Origin of the sequence: Streptomyces sp. NPDC007205, assembly GCF_040634095.1 — a bacterium.
GTDB lineage: Bacteria > Actinomycetota > Actinomycetes > Streptomycetales > Streptomycetaceae > Streptomyces.
The window spans coordinates 1-15,485 of record NZ_JBEYEW010000065.1 but is presented as its reverse complement, the minus strand read 5'-3'; the positions used below and the strand labels follow the sequence as shown (position 1 = coordinate 15,485).

At 68.4% G+C, this 15,485-nt stretch carries 20 protein-coding genes; 8 read left to right on the top strand and 12 right to left on the bottom strand.

Going from position 1 to position 15,485, the window contains the following annotated elements:
* The first annotated feature begins 176 nt into the window (after window positions 1-176).
* Window positions 177-1,262, top strand: a complete 1,086-nt coding sequence (locus ABZ624_RS39700; protein ID WP_360099921.1) for a hypothetical protein — start codon at window positions 177-179, stop codon at window positions 1,260-1,262.
* Between the two features lie 238 nt (window positions 1,263-1,500).
* Here ABZ624_RS39700 and ABZ624_RS39695 read toward each other — a convergent pair whose 3' ends face one another.
* The 4 genes from ABZ624_RS39695 to ABZ624_RS39680 all read right to left on the bottom strand — a co-directional run bounded on the left by ABZ624_RS39695 (window position 1,501) and on the right by ABZ624_RS39680 (window position 4,367).
* A complete protein-coding gene (locus ABZ624_RS39695; protein WP_360099919.1) occupies window positions 1,501-2,655 on the bottom strand; it encodes a ParB/RepB/Spo0J family partition protein in 1,155 nt (384 codons plus the stop codon).
* Window positions 2,655-3,314: a ParA family protein gene (locus ABZ624_RS39690; RefSeq protein ID WP_360099917.1), complete on the bottom strand. Its 660-nt coding sequence runs from the start codon at window positions 3,312-3,314 to the stop codon at window positions 2,655-2,657. The genes ABZ624_RS39695 and ABZ624_RS39690 overlap by 1 nt, the downstream gene beginning before the upstream one ends.
* A 250-nt stretch (window positions 3,315-3,564) precedes the next feature.
* Window positions 3,565-3,888, bottom strand: coding sequence for a replication initiation protein, RepL2 (locus ABZ624_RS39685; protein WP_360099916.1), 324 nt, complete (start codon window positions 3,886-3,888; stop codon window positions 3,565-3,567).
* On the bottom strand, window positions 3,888-4,367 hold the full coding sequence (locus tag ABZ624_RS39680; RefSeq protein ID WP_360099914.1) for a helix-turn-helix domain-containing protein: 480 nt from the start codon (window positions 4,365-4,367) through the stop codon (window positions 3,888-3,890). The genes ABZ624_RS39685 and ABZ624_RS39680 overlap by 1 nt, the downstream gene beginning before the upstream one ends.
* A gap of 1,252 nt (window positions 4,368-5,619) precedes the next feature.
* On the opposite strand from ABZ624_RS39680, the gene ABZ624_RS39675 reads away from it, so the two are divergent.
* Window positions 5,620-5,838, top strand: a complete 219-nt coding sequence (locus tag ABZ624_RS39675; protein WP_360099923.1) for a hypothetical protein — start codon at window positions 5,620-5,622, stop codon at window positions 5,836-5,838.
* Window positions 5,839-5,940: 102 nt separating this feature from the next.
* On the opposite strand, the gene ABZ624_RS39670 is transcribed toward ABZ624_RS39675, so the two are convergent.
* The 3 genes from ABZ624_RS39670 to ABZ624_RS39660 all read right to left on the bottom strand — a co-directional run bounded on the left by ABZ624_RS39670 (window position 5,941) and on the right by ABZ624_RS39660 (window position 7,532).
* On the bottom strand, window positions 5,941-6,309 hold the full coding sequence (locus ABZ624_RS39670) for a hypothetical protein (RefSeq protein ID WP_360099912.1): 369 nt from the start codon (window positions 6,307-6,309) through the stop codon (window positions 5,941-5,943).
* A gap of 318 nt (window positions 6,310-6,627) precedes the next feature.
* The gene (locus ABZ624_RS39665) at window positions 6,628-7,290 is read right to left on the bottom strand and encodes a restriction endonuclease (protein WP_360099910.1); all 663 of its coding nucleotides are present in this window, start codon (window positions 7,288-7,290) and stop codon (window positions 6,628-6,630) included.
* 26 nt (window positions 7,291-7,316) lie between these two features.
* The gene (locus ABZ624_RS39660; RefSeq protein ID WP_360099908.1) at window positions 7,317-7,532 is read right to left on the bottom strand and encodes a hypothetical protein; all 216 of its coding nucleotides are present in this window, start codon (window positions 7,530-7,532) and stop codon (window positions 7,317-7,319) included.
* A gap of 318 nt (window positions 7,533-7,850) precedes the next feature.
* Here ABZ624_RS39660 and ABZ624_RS39655 point away from each other — a divergent pair, with 318 nt between their 5' ends.
* The 3 genes from ABZ624_RS39655 (at window position 7,851) to ABZ624_RS39645 (ending at window position 9,237) form a co-directional block, all read left to right on the top strand.
* On the top strand, window positions 7,851-7,955 hold the full coding sequence (locus ABZ624_RS39655; RefSeq protein WP_360099906.1) for a twin-arginine translocation signal domain-containing protein: 105 nt from the start codon (window positions 7,851-7,853) through the stop codon (window positions 7,953-7,955).
* Entirely contained in the window at window positions 7,937-8,416 is a 480-nt protein-coding gene (locus tag ABZ624_RS39650; RefSeq protein WP_360099904.1) for a hypothetical protein, read from the top strand. The genes ABZ624_RS39655 and ABZ624_RS39650 overlap by 19 nt, the downstream gene beginning before the upstream one ends.
* Before the next feature lie 305 nt (window positions 8,417-8,721).
* Window positions 8,722-9,237 (top strand): lamin tail domain-containing protein, encoded by a 516-nt coding sequence (locus ABZ624_RS39645; protein ID WP_360099902.1) that lies wholly within the window; start codon window positions 8,722-8,724, stop codon window positions 9,235-9,237.
* Between the two features lie 102 nt (window positions 9,238-9,339).
* On the opposite strand, the gene ABZ624_RS39640 is transcribed toward ABZ624_RS39645, so the two are convergent.
* Entirely contained in the window at window positions 9,340-9,582 is a 243-nt protein-coding gene (locus ABZ624_RS39640; protein WP_360099900.1) for a hypothetical protein, read from the bottom strand.
* 185 nt (window positions 9,583-9,767) lie between these two features.
* Here ABZ624_RS39640 and ABZ624_RS39635 point away from each other — a divergent pair, with 185 nt between their 5' ends.
* Window positions 9,768-10,412 (top strand): hypothetical protein, encoded by a 645-nt coding sequence (locus tag ABZ624_RS39635; RefSeq protein ID WP_360099898.1) that lies wholly within the window; start codon window positions 9,768-9,770, stop codon window positions 10,410-10,412.
* Window positions 10,413-10,720: 308 nt separating this feature from the next.
* A complete protein-coding gene (locus ABZ624_RS39630) occupies window positions 10,721-11,572 on the top strand; it encodes a hypothetical protein (RefSeq protein WP_360099896.1) in 852 nt (283 codons plus the stop codon).
* 29 nt (window positions 11,573-11,601) lie between these two features.
* Here ABZ624_RS39630 and ABZ624_RS39625 read toward each other — a convergent pair whose 3' ends face one another.
* From ABZ624_RS39625 to ABZ624_RS39610, 4 genes are all read right to left on the bottom strand, one after another.
* Window positions 11,602-12,303: a nucleotidyl transferase AbiEii/AbiGii toxin family protein gene (locus tag ABZ624_RS39625; protein ID WP_360099894.1), complete on the bottom strand. Its 702-nt coding sequence runs from the start codon at window positions 12,301-12,303 to the stop codon at window positions 11,602-11,604.
* Window positions 12,249-12,575 carry a hypothetical protein gene (locus ABZ624_RS39620; protein WP_360099892.1) on the bottom strand — a complete coding sequence of 109 codons (327 nt, stop codon included), beginning with the start codon at window positions 12,573-12,575 and terminating at the stop codon, window positions 12,249-12,251. The genes ABZ624_RS39625 and ABZ624_RS39620 overlap by 55 nt, the downstream gene beginning before the upstream one ends.
* 572 nt (window positions 12,576-13,147) lie before the next feature.
* Entirely contained in the window at window positions 13,148-13,471 is a 324-nt protein-coding gene (locus ABZ624_RS39615) for a hypothetical protein (RefSeq protein ID WP_360099890.1), read from the bottom strand.
* A complete protein-coding gene (locus tag ABZ624_RS39610) occupies window positions 13,468-14,313 on the bottom strand; it encodes a sigma factor-like helix-turn-helix DNA-binding protein (RefSeq protein ID WP_360099888.1) in 846 nt (281 codons plus the stop codon). Before ABZ624_RS39610 ends, ABZ624_RS39615 begins: the two co-directional genes overlap by 4 nt.
* A 356-nt stretch (window positions 14,314-14,669) precedes the next feature.
* Between ABZ624_RS39610 and ABZ624_RS39605 the strand changes: the two genes are divergently transcribed.
* Window positions 14,670-15,347 (top strand): helix-turn-helix transcriptional regulator, encoded by a 678-nt coding sequence (locus tag ABZ624_RS39605; RefSeq protein WP_360099886.1) that lies wholly within the window; start codon window positions 14,670-14,672, stop codon window positions 15,345-15,347.
* The last annotated feature ends 138 nt before the right edge of the window (window positions 15,348-15,485 follow it).

Sequence of the window (15,485 nt, the reverse complement as noted above, 5' to 3'; positions counted from 1 at the left end):
CCTGCACGCGGATCAGACGCGCACAGCCAAGCCGAGGCAAGCGGTGTCAAGCATCAGGTGAAGCCACAACGTCAAGCATCAACCGAGACAAGACAGATCCGTCGGGCGCACCGCTGTTCGGATCTTCACGGCTTCCCCTAGGATCCCCGTCTGTCTCCTACACATCAGAGGGTTTCTTGAAGCCATACCTTCGGCGGATAGCGCAGCTGTGCCTCGCCGCCGCGATCAGCCTCACTCCCCTGGCAGCACCTGCTGCTTCACAGACGGCGGCCGCCGCCCCGGCCCGCCCGGCGGCCATGGCCGGCAACGGCGGGCTCGATCTGCTCGTGCAGGGCGCCAACTGGGAGGTCCTGCAGACAGCCCGATACGCCAACGGCAAGTGGGCCCCGACCAAGCGGCTGTTCAAGAGCGGGTACTTCTACGACTTCACCGACGTGGTGCAGAACGGCCGGCTGCGTCTGTTCATCGAGCAGCCCACCGGCTCGGACGTCACCTTGGAGGAGACCACCCAGAAATCGGACGGCAGCTGGGCCGCGCCCACCTCGATGCCCGGCCTGGCGCCGGTGCGGGTGACCTCCAAGCCGACGCGGAACTACCTCGCGGCAGCCGTCGTGGGAACCCACGTGCACCTGGTGTACATCGACACCAACGGCCGCCTGATGCACACCATGGAGCAGTCCAACGGCACCTGGACCGCTCCCGACCAGGTGGCGCCAGGCGGCGTCTACCGCAACGACTGGTTCGAGAGCCTGTCGGCCGCCTCGGTCGGTGGAGGGCTGCAGGTGGCCGCGGTGGACCAGATCCACCGCACCGTTCTGCACACCGCGCTCGGCGCGAACGGCAGGTGGACGCCGTGGAGCAACGTGCTGTCCTGGACCGGCACTCCCCGCCACTGGGGCATGCCGATTCGGGTGGCTATGGCCGGGTTCGGCAGCAGCCTGCAGATGGTCGTGCTGACCAACGGCCAGGTCGCGCAGTACCACACCATCCGCAGCCCGAACGGGCACTGGAGCACCTGGGATGACATCAACGCACGGGTGGACTTCAACCGCGCGGGCTTCATCGGCACCGTGCTGAATGAGGTCACCGCCGTCAACGTGGCAGGAAACCTCCAGCTCGTTTTCGCCTCCGGCGATGACCGCGGCACGCTCTTCCACACCATGCGCTACGCCAACGGCGCGTGGACCCGGGCAACGCTGGTCCAGCATTACACGAACATGTCCGCCTGGCGGCCCGACGGAGTGGCTGGATCATCCGGCTGAGCTGCGGCCGGGCGCAAGCGCCCTCCGCGCGGTGCCGGGGGAATGCCCGGCACCACTGCGCCGCATCCGCCGGCAGATCTCGATCCGCTATCGGGCGACACATGGGAGGGGTCGCCGGATAGCGGCCAGTACCAGGAGCATGGCGGTCAGTTCAGGGCGTAAGTATGGGAGGGTCTCTGAGCAGGAGGCGGCCCCGCTTCCCCACACGAGTGGGGAAGCGGGGCCGTCCCGTTCTGGCTCAGTCGACGCGTGCCGCCTGCGTCTGCTGGTCCTTGCCCAGCATGTCGTAGACCTTGGCCCGTTCCTCCGGCGGCATCTTGTGGAGGAGCAGATGAGCAGCCTTCAGGCCATCGTGGTACGGGAACAGCTTCAGCCCCGGGCCGTCCGTGGGTTCGTCTTCTGGTGAGGCGTCCCGTGGCTCGGGGATGCCGTCCGGCAGCGTTCCCAGCCTCTGGGTGGGGGTTTCCCGGGTGGGCGGGCCGGCAGGCGTGTATCCCGCGGTAAGGGTCTGCGGCTCTTCGGGCTGCTGGTTTACCGCGGTAAACCGGGCGTCCGTGGTCGGCTCCGTGAGCGTGCCGGTGGGAGCCTGAGCCGGGTCGTGGTTTACCGCGGTAAACCGGGTGGTCTCTGAAGCCGGGGGCGTGGCCGGCATTCGGGCGGAGTTGAGCGGCTCGGGCGGGTTGGCTGCCTGGGCCCGAAGCCGAGCTGCGGCTTCCTTCTCCAGGCGCCGCCGTTCAAGGTGCTCGCTCCAGGCTGCAGGCTGCGCCTCGGGCGGCAGACCGGCGATGTCACGGGCGACTCGGACGGGCATCTCGCCTGCGCTGACGAGGTCCTGCAGTTCGGGGGCGAGTTTGAGCAGCTTGCGTTGCTGGCTGACCCATCCCTTGGTCTTGCCGTAGTAGGTGGCGACCTGGTCGGCGCCGCCGAGTTCGGTGACCATCGTCTCGATCGCGATGGCCCGTTCGATGGGATCGAGGTCCTGCCGGTCGTTGTTCTCCGACTGCACAGCGTCGAGGAAGGTGGCACGGTCCTTGGCGACGTCCTCACGGTGGACGACCTCAAGGGTCGGCCGGCCGACCAGACGTGAAGCGCGGTAGCGCCGCTCCCCGTTGGCGATGACGTACGAAGCGAGGCCCACGCGGTCGGCCTCGTTCGACCACAGCTTCAGGTAGGCGGCGCGAGAGACCACGACCGCCGGCTGGAGCTGTTCCTTCTTCAGCTTCTCCCCGAACTCGCGCAGCTCCTCGTCGGTGCCGAAGTTGCGGCGCGGGTTGAACCGGGTGCAGTGCAGTTTGTCCAGGGGCAACGACATCAGGACGGCGTCGCTGCGGCCGGGGACGTCTTCGACCTTGGCACCGGCGAGTGAGGCCAGGCTGGTACGGCGGCCTGCCATCACCGGCCTCCCCCGTACCCGAGTTCGATGGCGAGGCGGTAGAAGTCCTCACGTGCCTTGTAGGAGGGCCGGTTCTCCTCGTACTGGGTGACGACCTTGCCTTCCACGGAGGCCCGGGTGTGGACCTTGTAACGCCTTATCACCGTCTCCAAGCTGGGCCAGCCCTGCGCCTTGATGTAGTCCCGGGTCTCCTCGAGGTCGGCCTTACCGTCGCGGGGGTCCCAGTTGTTGACGAGGACCCGGTAGGGCAGCCCGGTGGGTTCGATGACCTTGGCGATGGTGCGGGCGGTCGGGTCGAAGGCGAGTGGTTCGGGCGGCAGCGGGACGATGACTTCGTGGGCGTACTTCAGGGCTTCGAGGAGAAGGTTTTCGTCCTGGAGGCTGCCGGGGGTGTCGATGAAGACGTACTGAAGCTGGCCTGAGCCCTTGAGGACGTCGGCGACGACGGCGCCGATGTTGAGGGTGACGGTGGTCTTGCCGACGCCGCCTTTCTGGTTGGCGATGACGACGACCCTTGCGCCGGTGTCTTTGAGGACGGCGAGGTTCTCCGGAGTCTCGTGCTCCTGGGAGAAGTCGAAGGGTAGGTCGGTGATCCTGTTCGCCCACCAGACTGTCGAGGCCTGAGGGTCGATGGATACGACGTAGACAGCAGCTTGCATCTGATGCTCCGTATGCTTCCCGATGTTCCGGTACTGCGGGCATGGAGCATCATTGCAGACGCCTGCCGGGTCGCTTGTGGCGACTCAGGCAATTCAGACGTAGAGGCTCACGGGTTTACCGCGGTAAACCCGTGAGCGGCCCGGGCCGAGGAGATCGGGCTGGCGTGACCGGCCGTGTCAAGTCTGGTCAGGGCCCCCGTATGGCGAAGTGACCCGACTCGGGAGTCGGGTCACTTCGCCATACGGAACTCTAGCTTCCGACGGCGCGCAGGTGCCGTCCGGCGGGGCCTCGGTCCTCGAACATCGCTGGGGCGAGTCGGTAGAGTTTCACGCTTCCGACGCTGCCGGTTTCTTCCATCCAGCCGGCCGTGACCAGTTCTTTCCGGGTACGGGACAACACCGGTGGCGTCATCCCGGCTGTGGCGGCCAGCTCGCTCGCCTTGATCATCACTGTGCCGTCCGGCCGTTGCTCCGAGGAGGCGTACAGCATCACGACGATCCGCTGGTTGGGGTTGAGTACGCGCCCAGTCTTCTTGAGCAGGTACTGAACGTCTTCCGCATCGTGAATCCTCATCAGGCCTCGTCCTTCGTCCGGCGCCGCCGGTCACGGGGCTCTCGCACCTTGGTCTCCGGTGGGTTCCAGTCCTTCACCGCTTCCCGGTGTGCGAAACCGGTGCCGATGAAGGCAAGGTATGGCGTGCACCTGTAGAAGGTGGTCCGCCCTAGCCCGCCCGCCTCCACCAGCAGGCGGGCCTTCTTGAGCACTTTCACCACTCTTGACAGAGCATCTGGGCTCATGCCGAGCTCTGCCGCGATATCTGCCCCCGTTCGCATGATGGCTTCTTCGCTGGTCTCCGTGGCGAACCAGTACCAGACGAGTACGCGGAACTCCCGGTCGGTCAGGCCCGAAGCTGCGGAGGCCAGCTCGCGGCCCTTGCGGATACCCACGTTGATGTGGGCGCCGTCGAACGCATAGTTGGCGCGCTGTACCTCCTCTACCTCACCTGTGTCCTGGTCGACCAGCGCGAGGATTCTCCGCGCTTGCTCTGCCATGTGACGGCCAACTCTCTCGGTCGATGCGGTGGTGGGTAAGCGATCCGACTCAGGGAGCGGCTCACTTACCAGGAAGAGCATTACCACATTGCTAAGCGATCCTGCTGTGGAATCGGATCGATGAGCTTCGGGCACATGTGCATGTAGCTAACCGATCCGACTCCAGAGTCGGATCAACCCGATTCTGGAGTCGGGTTGATCCGCTCCCAGAGTCGGATCAACCCGATCCCTGAGTCGGCAATGCCGATCCCCGGATCGGGTAACCCGATCCCAGCATCGGATCAGATCGTACGTTTCCGCAGGTCAGGGCTGTGCGGGGGCTGCGCGTTCTTATTGCACGAAGGAAGGACCACACGTGCGGCGCCGTGAGGGTTGGCCCTGCGGGCCGCCGCAAGCGGCGGTCCTCGGGCGTGTCGGGCACGCCAATCAGCCATCTGCGGGCCGCCGGAGGCCAGGCAAGCAGCAGCAACAGGAAACTTGGCTGGGCTACGTCTGGGGCACAGGTGCATACGCGTGCGTGGTCGGTCGACTGTCCCGCCGTCGTGGCGGGCTGGTCTCGGCTGAGGTGACGAAGGGGCAAGGGGTGTTGTCGCAGGCGTTACTCCGGAAGTGACAGTGATAGCTCCGTCCAGCACCTGCCTGCCGCACCCGACGAAGTCCTGCCTGACCGAGCTGAGCAGTGGAGGCGTTCGTGCCTGTCTCGGCGTTGATGGGCCGGTACTTGGTCACTTCCCGTCTTTGGCGTCCTCTGTGGCGAAAGGGCTCGACGCGTAAGAGCGTCACGTACACCGCCTTCCGCGAGGTCGGCCGTGTGATCCGCACTGTTCAACTGCTGCGCAGGTCCTTCGGCCCGGGCGAGCGAAGCAACCGCACTTACCCAGTCCAGGGTCGAGACCACCTTGTCGGACGGTTCTTTTGTGGCCGCCCAGGCCTGCTGGCCGGTGACGCGCCAGACGGCCTGGGCGGGTGGCGTGTGAGGGTGAGAGAAGGCCCCAGGGCCGTGACGTCCCTGAGGCCACCCAGCGCTTCCGCTCCCTGCCCGGCGGGCCGGAACAAGGCGGCGCTTCAGGGAGAGTCCCTGCTGAGAGGGACGTTCACAGCATCACCCGGAACTGCGAATACGTTCTCTCGGCTGGCTTGTGGGGCTGCTGGCGGGCGTTGTGGCGCGTTGCTGGTGGTGAGCGCCTGTGCGCCTGCCACGCCCTCTGCCCGCACACGGCCTGTACGTCGCACGGTCGAACGCGTGGGGGATATGTGGGTACAGGAGTGCGCGGGCCGCGGGGACGGCAGCAGGTGCCCGCACGGGGCCGTACTGACCGTCGACGCGGGAATCCCGGAGTACCGGTGCGACGACTGCCGGGGCTACTGGGAGCTGGACGAGACGGAGCCGGAACGCCGGCCGGGCCAGGATGATGCGCTGACCCGGCCGATGGGGGACCCGAGGGAGGCCGGGCCAGGAACAGCGGCTTAGCGGGACGTTGCCTGGGTACCGGGGTGGCGGCACTAGGGATGGGTGAGGCCCGGCCGGCGAAGGGACGCGGCGGCCGGGCACCAGTGCTGGCGGGGCAGGCCATTATGCGGTGGGCGGCTCCTGGTCACGGAGCAGCTGCACCGCATCGGTGATCCGCCCTTCCCGGATCGCCCGCTCCTGCGCCGGGGTCGCCTTCCTCATCGTCTTTGCGACAGCCTTGAACGGCGTGCCGGAGATGAGGATGTCGTAACCGGTTGCTTTGTAGGGGCTGTCGGGGGCTTTGCAGTGCGCGGCCCGGTCCGTGGTGTTGCCGACCGGAGTGCCGGTGTACCCGTGCGTGTGCCAGATGCAGCACCACCGGCACCACACACGGAGCAGCATGGCCAGCGGCCCGGCCACTCCCTCGGTGCGTTCCTCGATGAAGCCGGGCACGACGGGAACGCGGCTGGTCTGCGGGGTCTGTTCGCTCATCAGGTCTCCAGGGGTTGTGTCAGCCATGGAGCATGCTGGGCGGCAGTGTCCCCCCGAACCCGATTCGCACCAAACAGCCCGGTCAGCCCAGGTCCGGGACGTACAGGTCAGCCGCCCGGCCGATCTGCAGAGGCCGGAATCGAGGACCCGGTCGTCTTCGAGGAGGACGCGGGCACTTCCAGCGCCCCCACACCTCCACCTGATCCGCAGCTCACGGGGTCGGTCAGCCGCCGTTTGCGGTTGGTGACACGGTTCTTACCGACACCCTGATTAAGGGGAACCCGGCAAATTGCCGGGTTCCCCTTAATCAGGCCCTTCTCAGCTCAGTGGCGTTGAGCGACGCGGGGGTGGAACGGCCCGCAGCAGCTCCCACAGCGGGCGCGAGCCGGCCGCCCACACGCCCAGGGTCTGCCGGTCGACCACGTGCAGCCGTTGCTGCTTGGCGAACGTGACCGCCGGCGCAGTCACTCGCCCGTTCGTCACGATGACCGCGACGTCCGCACCGTGCACCTGCCGGGCCGTGCCGTTGAGCACCTGCAGGTCGGGGGTGCCCACTGCCGAGCCCCGGGCCCCGTTGCGGCGGTGCTTGCACTGGATCACCCAGCGCCGCCCGTACGGATCGGTCGCCTTCACATCCGCGCCCAGGTCCCCGCCGCCGCCGACCATCTGTGCGTCCCGGCACCCGTCCCGCCGCATCAGGTCCCGTATCGCTTCCTCGAACCGGGAGTGGTGGAGTGCGTCCAGCTGCGGCAGCCCGTAGCGCAGCCCCTGCGCCCGTACCGCCTCCCACCGGGCCCGCTGCCGAAGGCTGTACAGCCAGCCGCCGCCTGCGAGCCCGGCGACGACCAGGATCAGGACGATCACCCACCAGTGGGCCAGCAGCCAGTGGACCACCGTTACCACCACCGCGAGCACCACGGCCGCCGCCAGGAGGAAACCGATCAGATCGGAGTCCTTCCGCCGACGACCGGGCCGCCTCATGCGCCGCCGTGCCGGCGGCCGCCGCGTCACAGGGTCCCCTGCTGCGACGTGAACCTAATCGGGTACGACACCGTGGGCGTCGGCTGAGGCCCCCGCTTCCACGTCGGGGTCGTGTCGAACCGGATCGGGTAGCGGACCGTCGACCGCGGGCCCGGCACCGTCTTGCCACCCGCCCCGTCCGCCGACGCGTGACCGTTGCCGAACCCGACCACGGCTAACGCGAACAGAGCGAAGATCGTCATTTCCCGTCTCGCGCCCGGAGCCCACCGCGAATGCCCGCGAACCGGCGTCCCGTCAGAGCGCACGTACGGCCGTACCCAAGGCATGGCTGCCCTCCCCCTCGTAGCCCCATCGCTGCAACCAGCCATGATGACAGCCGCCACTGACAACGCATCAGGAGTCGCGGAACTCCGCCTCACACCCCGTCCCCTCCCTGGGAGGGGACGGGGGAAGCCAGGTGATCTTGCGGCGTGTGGGTGGGGATTTCCCGGGAGCCCGGTCACCGCCTTCTACTACTACTGGCCCTGGGCGGTCGCCTGGCGCCGCTTTGCCGCGCGCCTATGGAGCTGTGCTCGCGTGGTGGGGGACAGGAAGATCGGCGGAACTTTTTGACGGGGCTGTCAGTGGCGGCCGCCATGATGGGGGCGTGGACTACAGCCTCGTGATCGCTGCCGCCCAGGCCGCCGGGCCCTGCTCGCACGGCGAAGAACTGGCCTGGGGCCGCCGAGTGCATGCCCTGACCGTAGACCTGCACCTGATCGCCCAGCAGGCCGCACAGGACATCGCCCGTCTGGAGAACGCCTCGCGGTTCGTCGCCTTCCTGGAGAACGTCGAAATTGAGGAATCCAGTCGGCGCGGCCTGCTCACTCTGCGCAACCCGGCTGGGGACGTCGAGCAGATCCCGGTCGTATCCAGCACCTCACGTGCCCGTGTCACTGCAACGGAGATCAACCGGGCCTCCGCCGGAGGAACGCCGCGTACACCGGCCTCGTCCGTCTTCGGCCGGAGCGCGAGCAGGCCGCCGCAGCAGCACTCGCCTTGTGAAGGATCGATCGGCACCATCACCGGTGACCAGTGCACAGCCAGGCCGATTCGAGGTCAGCGGTTGTTACTCACTTTCGGGTGAACGTCTTCGTCGCGCAGGGATGGCGGAAGCCGGAGGAGAGTCCTCTACGGCCCGTGTTTGCACGGCCTAATACCCTGATACAGCGTCAACCTGGTGCATTCGCCGCTTACATGGATGTTACACGCGAACGTCACAGGAATATGTTGAATACGTGACGGCCTTCGCGTTTCCCTCACAAGGTGAAGGCGTCGGCCGCAAGGTGTGGATGTGCGGCCGACCGGCTGCGCACCAGCACAACGCACCCGGCCAGTCAAGAGTTCTCCATATCCGGCTGGCTGGGCGTGGGCACCTCGAAGGAGGACCCAGTGTCCGTTTCTTCTTCCGTCCGCCGTCTGACAGCCGTTGCCGCTGTGGCTGCCGCGGCTGTGGGCGCCGTGGCGCTGCCGGCTTCGGCAGCCACCGGCCACCAGGCCGCCTACCCGCGCCACACGGCGGTCTACATCAGCGAAGTGCGCTACGACGTCCCGGGCCGGGACGACCGCTCCAACCGGGCGCTGAACAAAGAGTGGGTGGACGTCACCAATGCCACCCGCCATGCGGTGAATCTGGACGGCTGGACCCTGTCCGACGACGACGGCCGCACCTACACCTTCCGCCACCTGTGGCTGGACGGCCGGACCACGGTCCGGGTGCACACCGGCTTCGGCCGCGACACCCGTACCGACGTGTACCAGGACCGTCGGCGTGAGGTGTGGGACGACCGCGGTGACACCGCGACCCTGCGCAACGACCACGGCCGCTTCGTCGACGCCGTCGCCTGGGGCCGCGACCGCGACCACCGCGGCGGCGACCGCGACCACCGTGGTGAAGAGCGTCACTGACCCTTCGGCAGGTAGGCCGGCTCCCGACGCCGGCTCACGTACCGCGCAGGCCGCCTCCTTGTGGATGCTCAGGAGGCGGCCTGCTGTGTGCGATGCGACGGTCTACTTGAACCAGTAGCGCACGCCGTGGTGGTGGGAGCAGGTGCCCTGGGAGTGCCGCGAGTAGGACAGGGAAGCGTCCCCACACTTTGCGGTCTCGTACTTGTCCTTGGGCTTTTGGCGGTGCGTCCAGCCGCACACCCCGGTGGTGTGGTGGATGCAGTGGTGGGCGGTGTTGGTGGACGGCAGCGTTGCCGCGGACGCGGCGGGTGCGCTGAAGAAGACGCCGGCTACGGCGATGGCCATGACTGAGGCGGCAAGACGAGCACGCAAAGGGACCCCCCTTTTGGATGCGGAGCAAGTGCAGAGGGACTCTATACGGGGTTCAACCACTTTCGGGCCGTTTTCGGCCTTGGGGAACCTGACCGCGGGGGTGCTTCAGTCAGGCCGCCTGAACCGCGGGGGCCAGTCGGCACATCAGGGCCGGACGTATGCCCTTGCTCTCCCAGGCCGCGCCTGTCGGCGTGCACGACATGATGGTGGGTGTGGACTACAGCCTCGTCATCGCCGCCGCTCAGGCCGCCGGGCCCTGCCCGCCCGGTGAAGAACCGGACTGGGGCCGCCGTGTGCACGCCCTGACTGTCGACCTGCACCTGATTGCTCAGCAGGCCGCGCAGGATATCGCCCGTGTGGAGAGCGCCTCGCGGTTCGTCGCCTTCCTGGAGAAGGTCGAGATCGAGGAGTCCAGCCGCCGCGGCTTGCTCACCCTGCGCAACCCTGCCGGAGACACCGAGCACATCCGCACCGAGCAGCAGGAGACCGATCGCGGCCGCACTCTCATCGAGCGTGCCCGCGCCTTGACGGGACGGTGGGTGCTGGTGTTCCGGCACAACGACAAGGCCTCCGCCACCAAGAGCGTGCGGATGCTGGCCCACCTTATGGACCTCGGTGACGGCGCCATCGCCGTGAACCTGGCGAAGAAGATCCTGCTCGACGACGCCGGCGGAGCCGTCCCCCGCGCACAGGCCGCGTGGGCGGATGCGGGCCTGCCGGACTCCGGCACCGTCACCGTGGAGCAGTTCCAGCAGGCCCGTGGCAAGCTGCAGGGCGAACGGGACCCCGGCATCGCGGGGTAACGCGGGCGGTGGGTCCCCCGTCTGTAGGAGTGACGCGCCCCCGGGGAGACGGCCCGCTGAAACGGATCCCCAGGGGCGCCGCTAAGTCAGACATCTCAGATAACAGCAAGAAGCGTGAAAGGCCTCCACCGGGACGCATTCTCGCCTCCGGGCCGCTCAGGGGTCGCACAAGGACCGTACCGGGCCTGCACGGACCGTCTTGGTCCGACACGGACCAAAACGAGACCCGCAGCTGGCAGGGGGAGAGTGCCTCGACGCTTCTTGCTGTTATCTACAACCATTCGACTGGACTGCGTACGCTGTCGGGCATGTCCAAGGCGATCTCGCGCAGCACCGACGCCCTCACCTCCATCAGCGCCTTCATGGAGGCGCAGCGGCAGGCCGGGTACGCCTTCGAGACCGTACGACTGCGCGGCACCCTGCTCACCGAATTCCTGGAGCACGCGCTCGACGAAGAGAAGACCCCCTCGCTCACCGCCGAAGAACTCGTCCAGCCCGAGCACGCGGACTCCTGGCTGGACGCCGCGGAAGCCGGCGAGACCCGCCGCCGCAACACCCTCCTCGGCCCTGACGCCGTCGCCGCGCACGACTCCCAGCGCGCCCGCATCCAGACCTACAACGCCTTCACCGACTCCCTCGGCCTCTCCAGCCTGCGCCGACCGTACCCGCCATCCGGACACGGCGACCGCCTGGAGCCCGACCAGGCCTGGAACCTGCTGCGCACCCTCGCCGCGAAGCGGCCCACCGGGGCCAACGCCGCCACCACGATCCGCACCGCCGCAGTGGCCGCCCTCGTCGCGGCCACCGGCCGCTCCGTGCCCGAGCTGCAGAAACTCGACGTCACCGCCGTGGACCTGGAGCGCCGGCCCGTCCCCGTCCTCCAAGTCGAAGACGTCGCCCACCCGCTCGACAAGCACACCGTGGAAATCCTGCGCCGCTGGCTCGACGTCCGCGCCGGCATCACCAAGCAGCTGGAAGGCACCGACCCCGGCTACCTGTGGATCCCGACCAAGCCCGGCCGCGCCCGAGGCGGCGTGGAACCGCCCAAGCCGGGACTGACCCGGGCCGCCGTGCGCACCCTGCACTCCGCACACCGCACCCTCGTCCTGCAGGTCTTCGGCGCCCCCCTACGGCCGTACGCACTCCTTCCCCGCGGCTGACGCCGCTACCGTCGCGGTCAGCATTAGGCTCACTCTGCCGGGCGGCTGAGCTCCTGGCGCCACTCGGCGAACCGTTCCTTGATAGCGTCGGCGGCCTCGGGTGTGATGCCGTAGGCGGCGAAGCGGTCGCTTCGGAAGCGGGTGACGCTGCCGAGCATGTCGGCGAAAACGCGCCGGTCGAACCCGGCGTCGCGGTGTTCGGCGAACCTCAAAAGCTGGTCGCGGGTATATCCAGCCTTGATCAGGGCGTCGACGTCGATGAAGTCGCGCAGTTCCGCCCGGCTGAACAGCGCTTCGATTTTGCCTGCAGCCACGTCGTCACGGTGCAGGACCGGCCCGAACTCGGACGGGACGGGCTGATGGTCAAGGGTTTCCGCGACCAGTTCGACCTTGCTCGTCCGGCCTGCGGCGGGGTCAGTGACGTACAGCCTGACGTACGTGTCGGAGCTGTCGACGTGCTCGACGGCGTACCCGGCCTCCTCGTAGGCCTGGGCAATGCGGGCCTCGGCGGCGGGCATCTCGGCCCGCCGGTCCAGGCTGGTGAACAGGTCCACGTCATCAGAGAGCCGGTCAAGGATGTGGTGTGCCTTGATCGCGTACCCGCCGGCGAGCGCAAAGCCGTGGTCGGCGAGGGCGTCGAGACCCACCCGGATGAGCCGGTCGTGCAGCTCGTCCACTATGCGGCGGCGCCGCTCTGGCGGTGCCGAAGCTCGGGGAAGCGGGCTTCCCATCCTGCGCGGATCTCGCGCGGGATGATCAGGTCCGCCCACCGCCTGCGCAGGGTGTCGGCGTCCAGGTGCTCCGCGAGGTCGAGCGCGCTGGGGGCCTCCCGGATGACTCTCTCGTACATCACCAAGGTGTCATCGGCGTCGGCAAGGTCGTACCGGTTGTCCGGGCCCCAGTGCAGGCGGGTGGGAAGGGACACAATGCCGCTCGTCGGCCCGCGCAGCTCGGTGAGCGCGCCAGGCAGCGCGCACGGCCTGGCCTTCGTGTACCTGCTCATGTCCCCAGTTTGCCGCACCCGGGCGCCCGGGCGGTACTGCGGCGGCCGCGGCCACCGTTTCCGTCACGCGCTGCTCGGTGACGGCGGACGGCGGTGGGCCAGATGCAGGGCATCGACGCTGGTTCCGTCCACGACGACTACGCGGAGCCTTTGAACCAGCTCGTGACCGCGCTCGGTGCGGGCCAGGAGCTGGAGGCGCCCGCCGCGCCGCAGGACCGCCGCAGGACCGCCGCCGGATCTGATGGCAGCGTTGGATGCGAGCATCCGCGTTGCCCGTCGGCATCGTGACTCGCAGGTGCGGTAGGGGAAGAAATCGTCCGGGGCGGAGATGGCTGGTCCGGTGCGCGCAGCTTGCTACGCAGGACCAGCCACCAGGCCGGTGAACGCGCCGAAGGCGCCCGCCAGACCATCCCGGAGGGCCGCCAGGCCCTCCGGGATGGTCTGGCGGGCCTGTGGCCCGCTACCGCCACCCCCACCGGGCCAAAACAGAAGTGGTTTCGTGCCCCGCTGCCGAAGCCTTCGCCGGCCCCCGAGTCCCCGGGCACGTGTCCGCCCGGCCGACACGATCCATGTCACCGAGTTCTCGGGCCCGCTCGTCGTCGCGACCTCGCCGTAGGGAGCCGCCGTCTGGACCGTGGCCCGGACGGTCGGGGCTTGTGGCGGCGCAGGACCTCCAGCCACAGGTCCCGCTTGTGCTCAGACTCCTGCGGCATGAGGATCTGGGCCAGCCCGAGGACGGCGGTCATCACCAGCGCCAGGAACGCCGCGAGGGTCACCGCCCACCAGGGCGCTCCGGCCAGGCCCAGGGCGGACACTACGGCGCCTGCGCCGAACAGCCCGGCGACAGCCCGGAGCGGTCCGCCGGCCCGGCCCGGCTGCGGAGGTGCGAGGGTCATCGGGCCACCGCCTTCTTCTTGGTGGTGCGCTCCCACTCGGCCCGGATCTCGGACGGTATGACCAGCTCGCCCTTGCGCCGGACCTTGCGGACCTTGTCGCGGAAGGAGTAGCGGGCGTTCTCCACGTCGCCGACCTTGATGCCCAGGACGTCGGCTATCTCTCCCTGCGACAGGCCGTCCGCGGTGAGCAGCCACACGGCCCGGTGCCGCGGCCTAAGCCCGTTGATCATCTCCGTGAGGGTGTCGCACAGGTCGGCGACCGCCTCCGGAACCGGCTCGGGCCCGTCCTGGCCAAGGGCGTGGAGAAGGGCTCCATCGGACATGCGGACCGCGTGGCGCAGGAAGCGGTCGGTCTGTTCGACGCGCCAGGTCTGCAGCACCCGGGGGAAGACCAGCCCGCAGCGGCCGTAGAAGAACGAGGTGAGCCGTGCCGGCCGACCGTCCTTACCGCGATGACGTCCGGGCGCGTACCCCCCGTTCTTGAGGACCTGGGGGAAGGTCTCCATCGCCACGTCGATCGTGAGGACGGCGAGGTAGTCGCGGTCAGGGGCGCTGCGGTACAGCGTGCCTCGGTCCTCGTCGGTCAGCACCAGCGGCGTCGCCGACTTCGCGCACAGCTCCGTGAGCTTGTGGGTGCGGCGCATCGCGGACAGCAGGGGCTTGAACGCGTAGGCGTACAGCTCGTCTGCGGTCTGCTGCCACAGCGGGCCGGTGAAGCCCGCCGCGACGAGGTCGGCGACGAGGTCCACGTCGCGCTGGACGTCCTCCGGCAGCTCGTCGCCGCCGCCTTCGGTGCTGGTCGGTGCCGGGGTGCCGACTCCCCCCGTAGTGCTGGAGCGCATGCTCTTCCTTGTTTATCTTGCCGCAGGACCCTCGGGTCGATGCTGGTTGTAAGGGTGACGCTGGGCTGTATGCGTTGCGGCAACGAAATTCCTTAGATCTGCGACGAAATATTTCTGACGGGCACGCAAAATGCGGGCGGGATCCGATGATTCGCCGTGCCCGGCTCCCCCACAAAACCCTGTCCGGGCGACGTCCGGACAGAGCTTCGGCGGCAGACCGGATCTGTCCCGGACAGCTCCCGGACAGCCTCGGACACCAGCACTGAACGCCGGACCCATCAGGTGGCTGTTCAGGGCGAACAGCGCGCGTCACCAGAGCCCTACGCTGGCAGGCAGCATCACCATCGGAGGCCCGGTTGACCGCAGTTGACGATCTCTCCCGCCATCTCACCCTGCTCCACGCTCGCGCCGGGGCACCGTCGCGGCGGGAGATGGCCCAGCGGACCGGGTACGGCAAGAGCACGATCAGCGATGCGTTCGCCGGGCAGCGGCTCCCCACGTGGCCGGTCGTGCAAGCGCTCGTCGCCGCGCTCGGCGGCGACGAGGAGGAGGCACGCGAGCTGTGGGCCACGGCGAAGGGCGGACCTCACCAAGCACAGCAGATCCCGGACTGGCTAACCTCGGTGCGTACCGAGATCCCCCGCCTGGTCACCGGGCTCAGTTTCACGGACGCCTGCGCGGCGGCCGTCACCGACCCGAAGAAGGCTCTCGATTCGAGCTGGGAGGTCCTGCGCCTGACGGGAGGCCAGGTGTCGCACGCCCTGTACGACGCCATCCCCGGGCACTGGTCTTCAGACATCGTCGCCACATTCCGCCGTGCCGAAGAAGACGGGCACCTCCCCGCCGGCGCCGTCGCGGTGGCCGATGCCGTCCACCGCCACTACGTCCTGTCCCAGTTTCCCTCGAACGGGGTGCCCGCCGCGGCGGACGTGCTGCAGATCGTTGCCCTCGCCTACCGCCTGGCCTGGCAGGCAACCGACGTCGTCCTCGCCGCCGATCGCTCTCAAGACAGCGCTCCGCCGCAAAACCGGTAGGCAGGCTGAGGAAGATGGCTGCCGGGGGCATCACCGCCGCCGCCAGCGCCCACCTGAACGGGGACACCAGCCTGGTCTTTGGAGGAGATACGCCCGAAGGGCGCCCCCGCGGGGGCGCCCTTCGGGCGTATCTCCTCC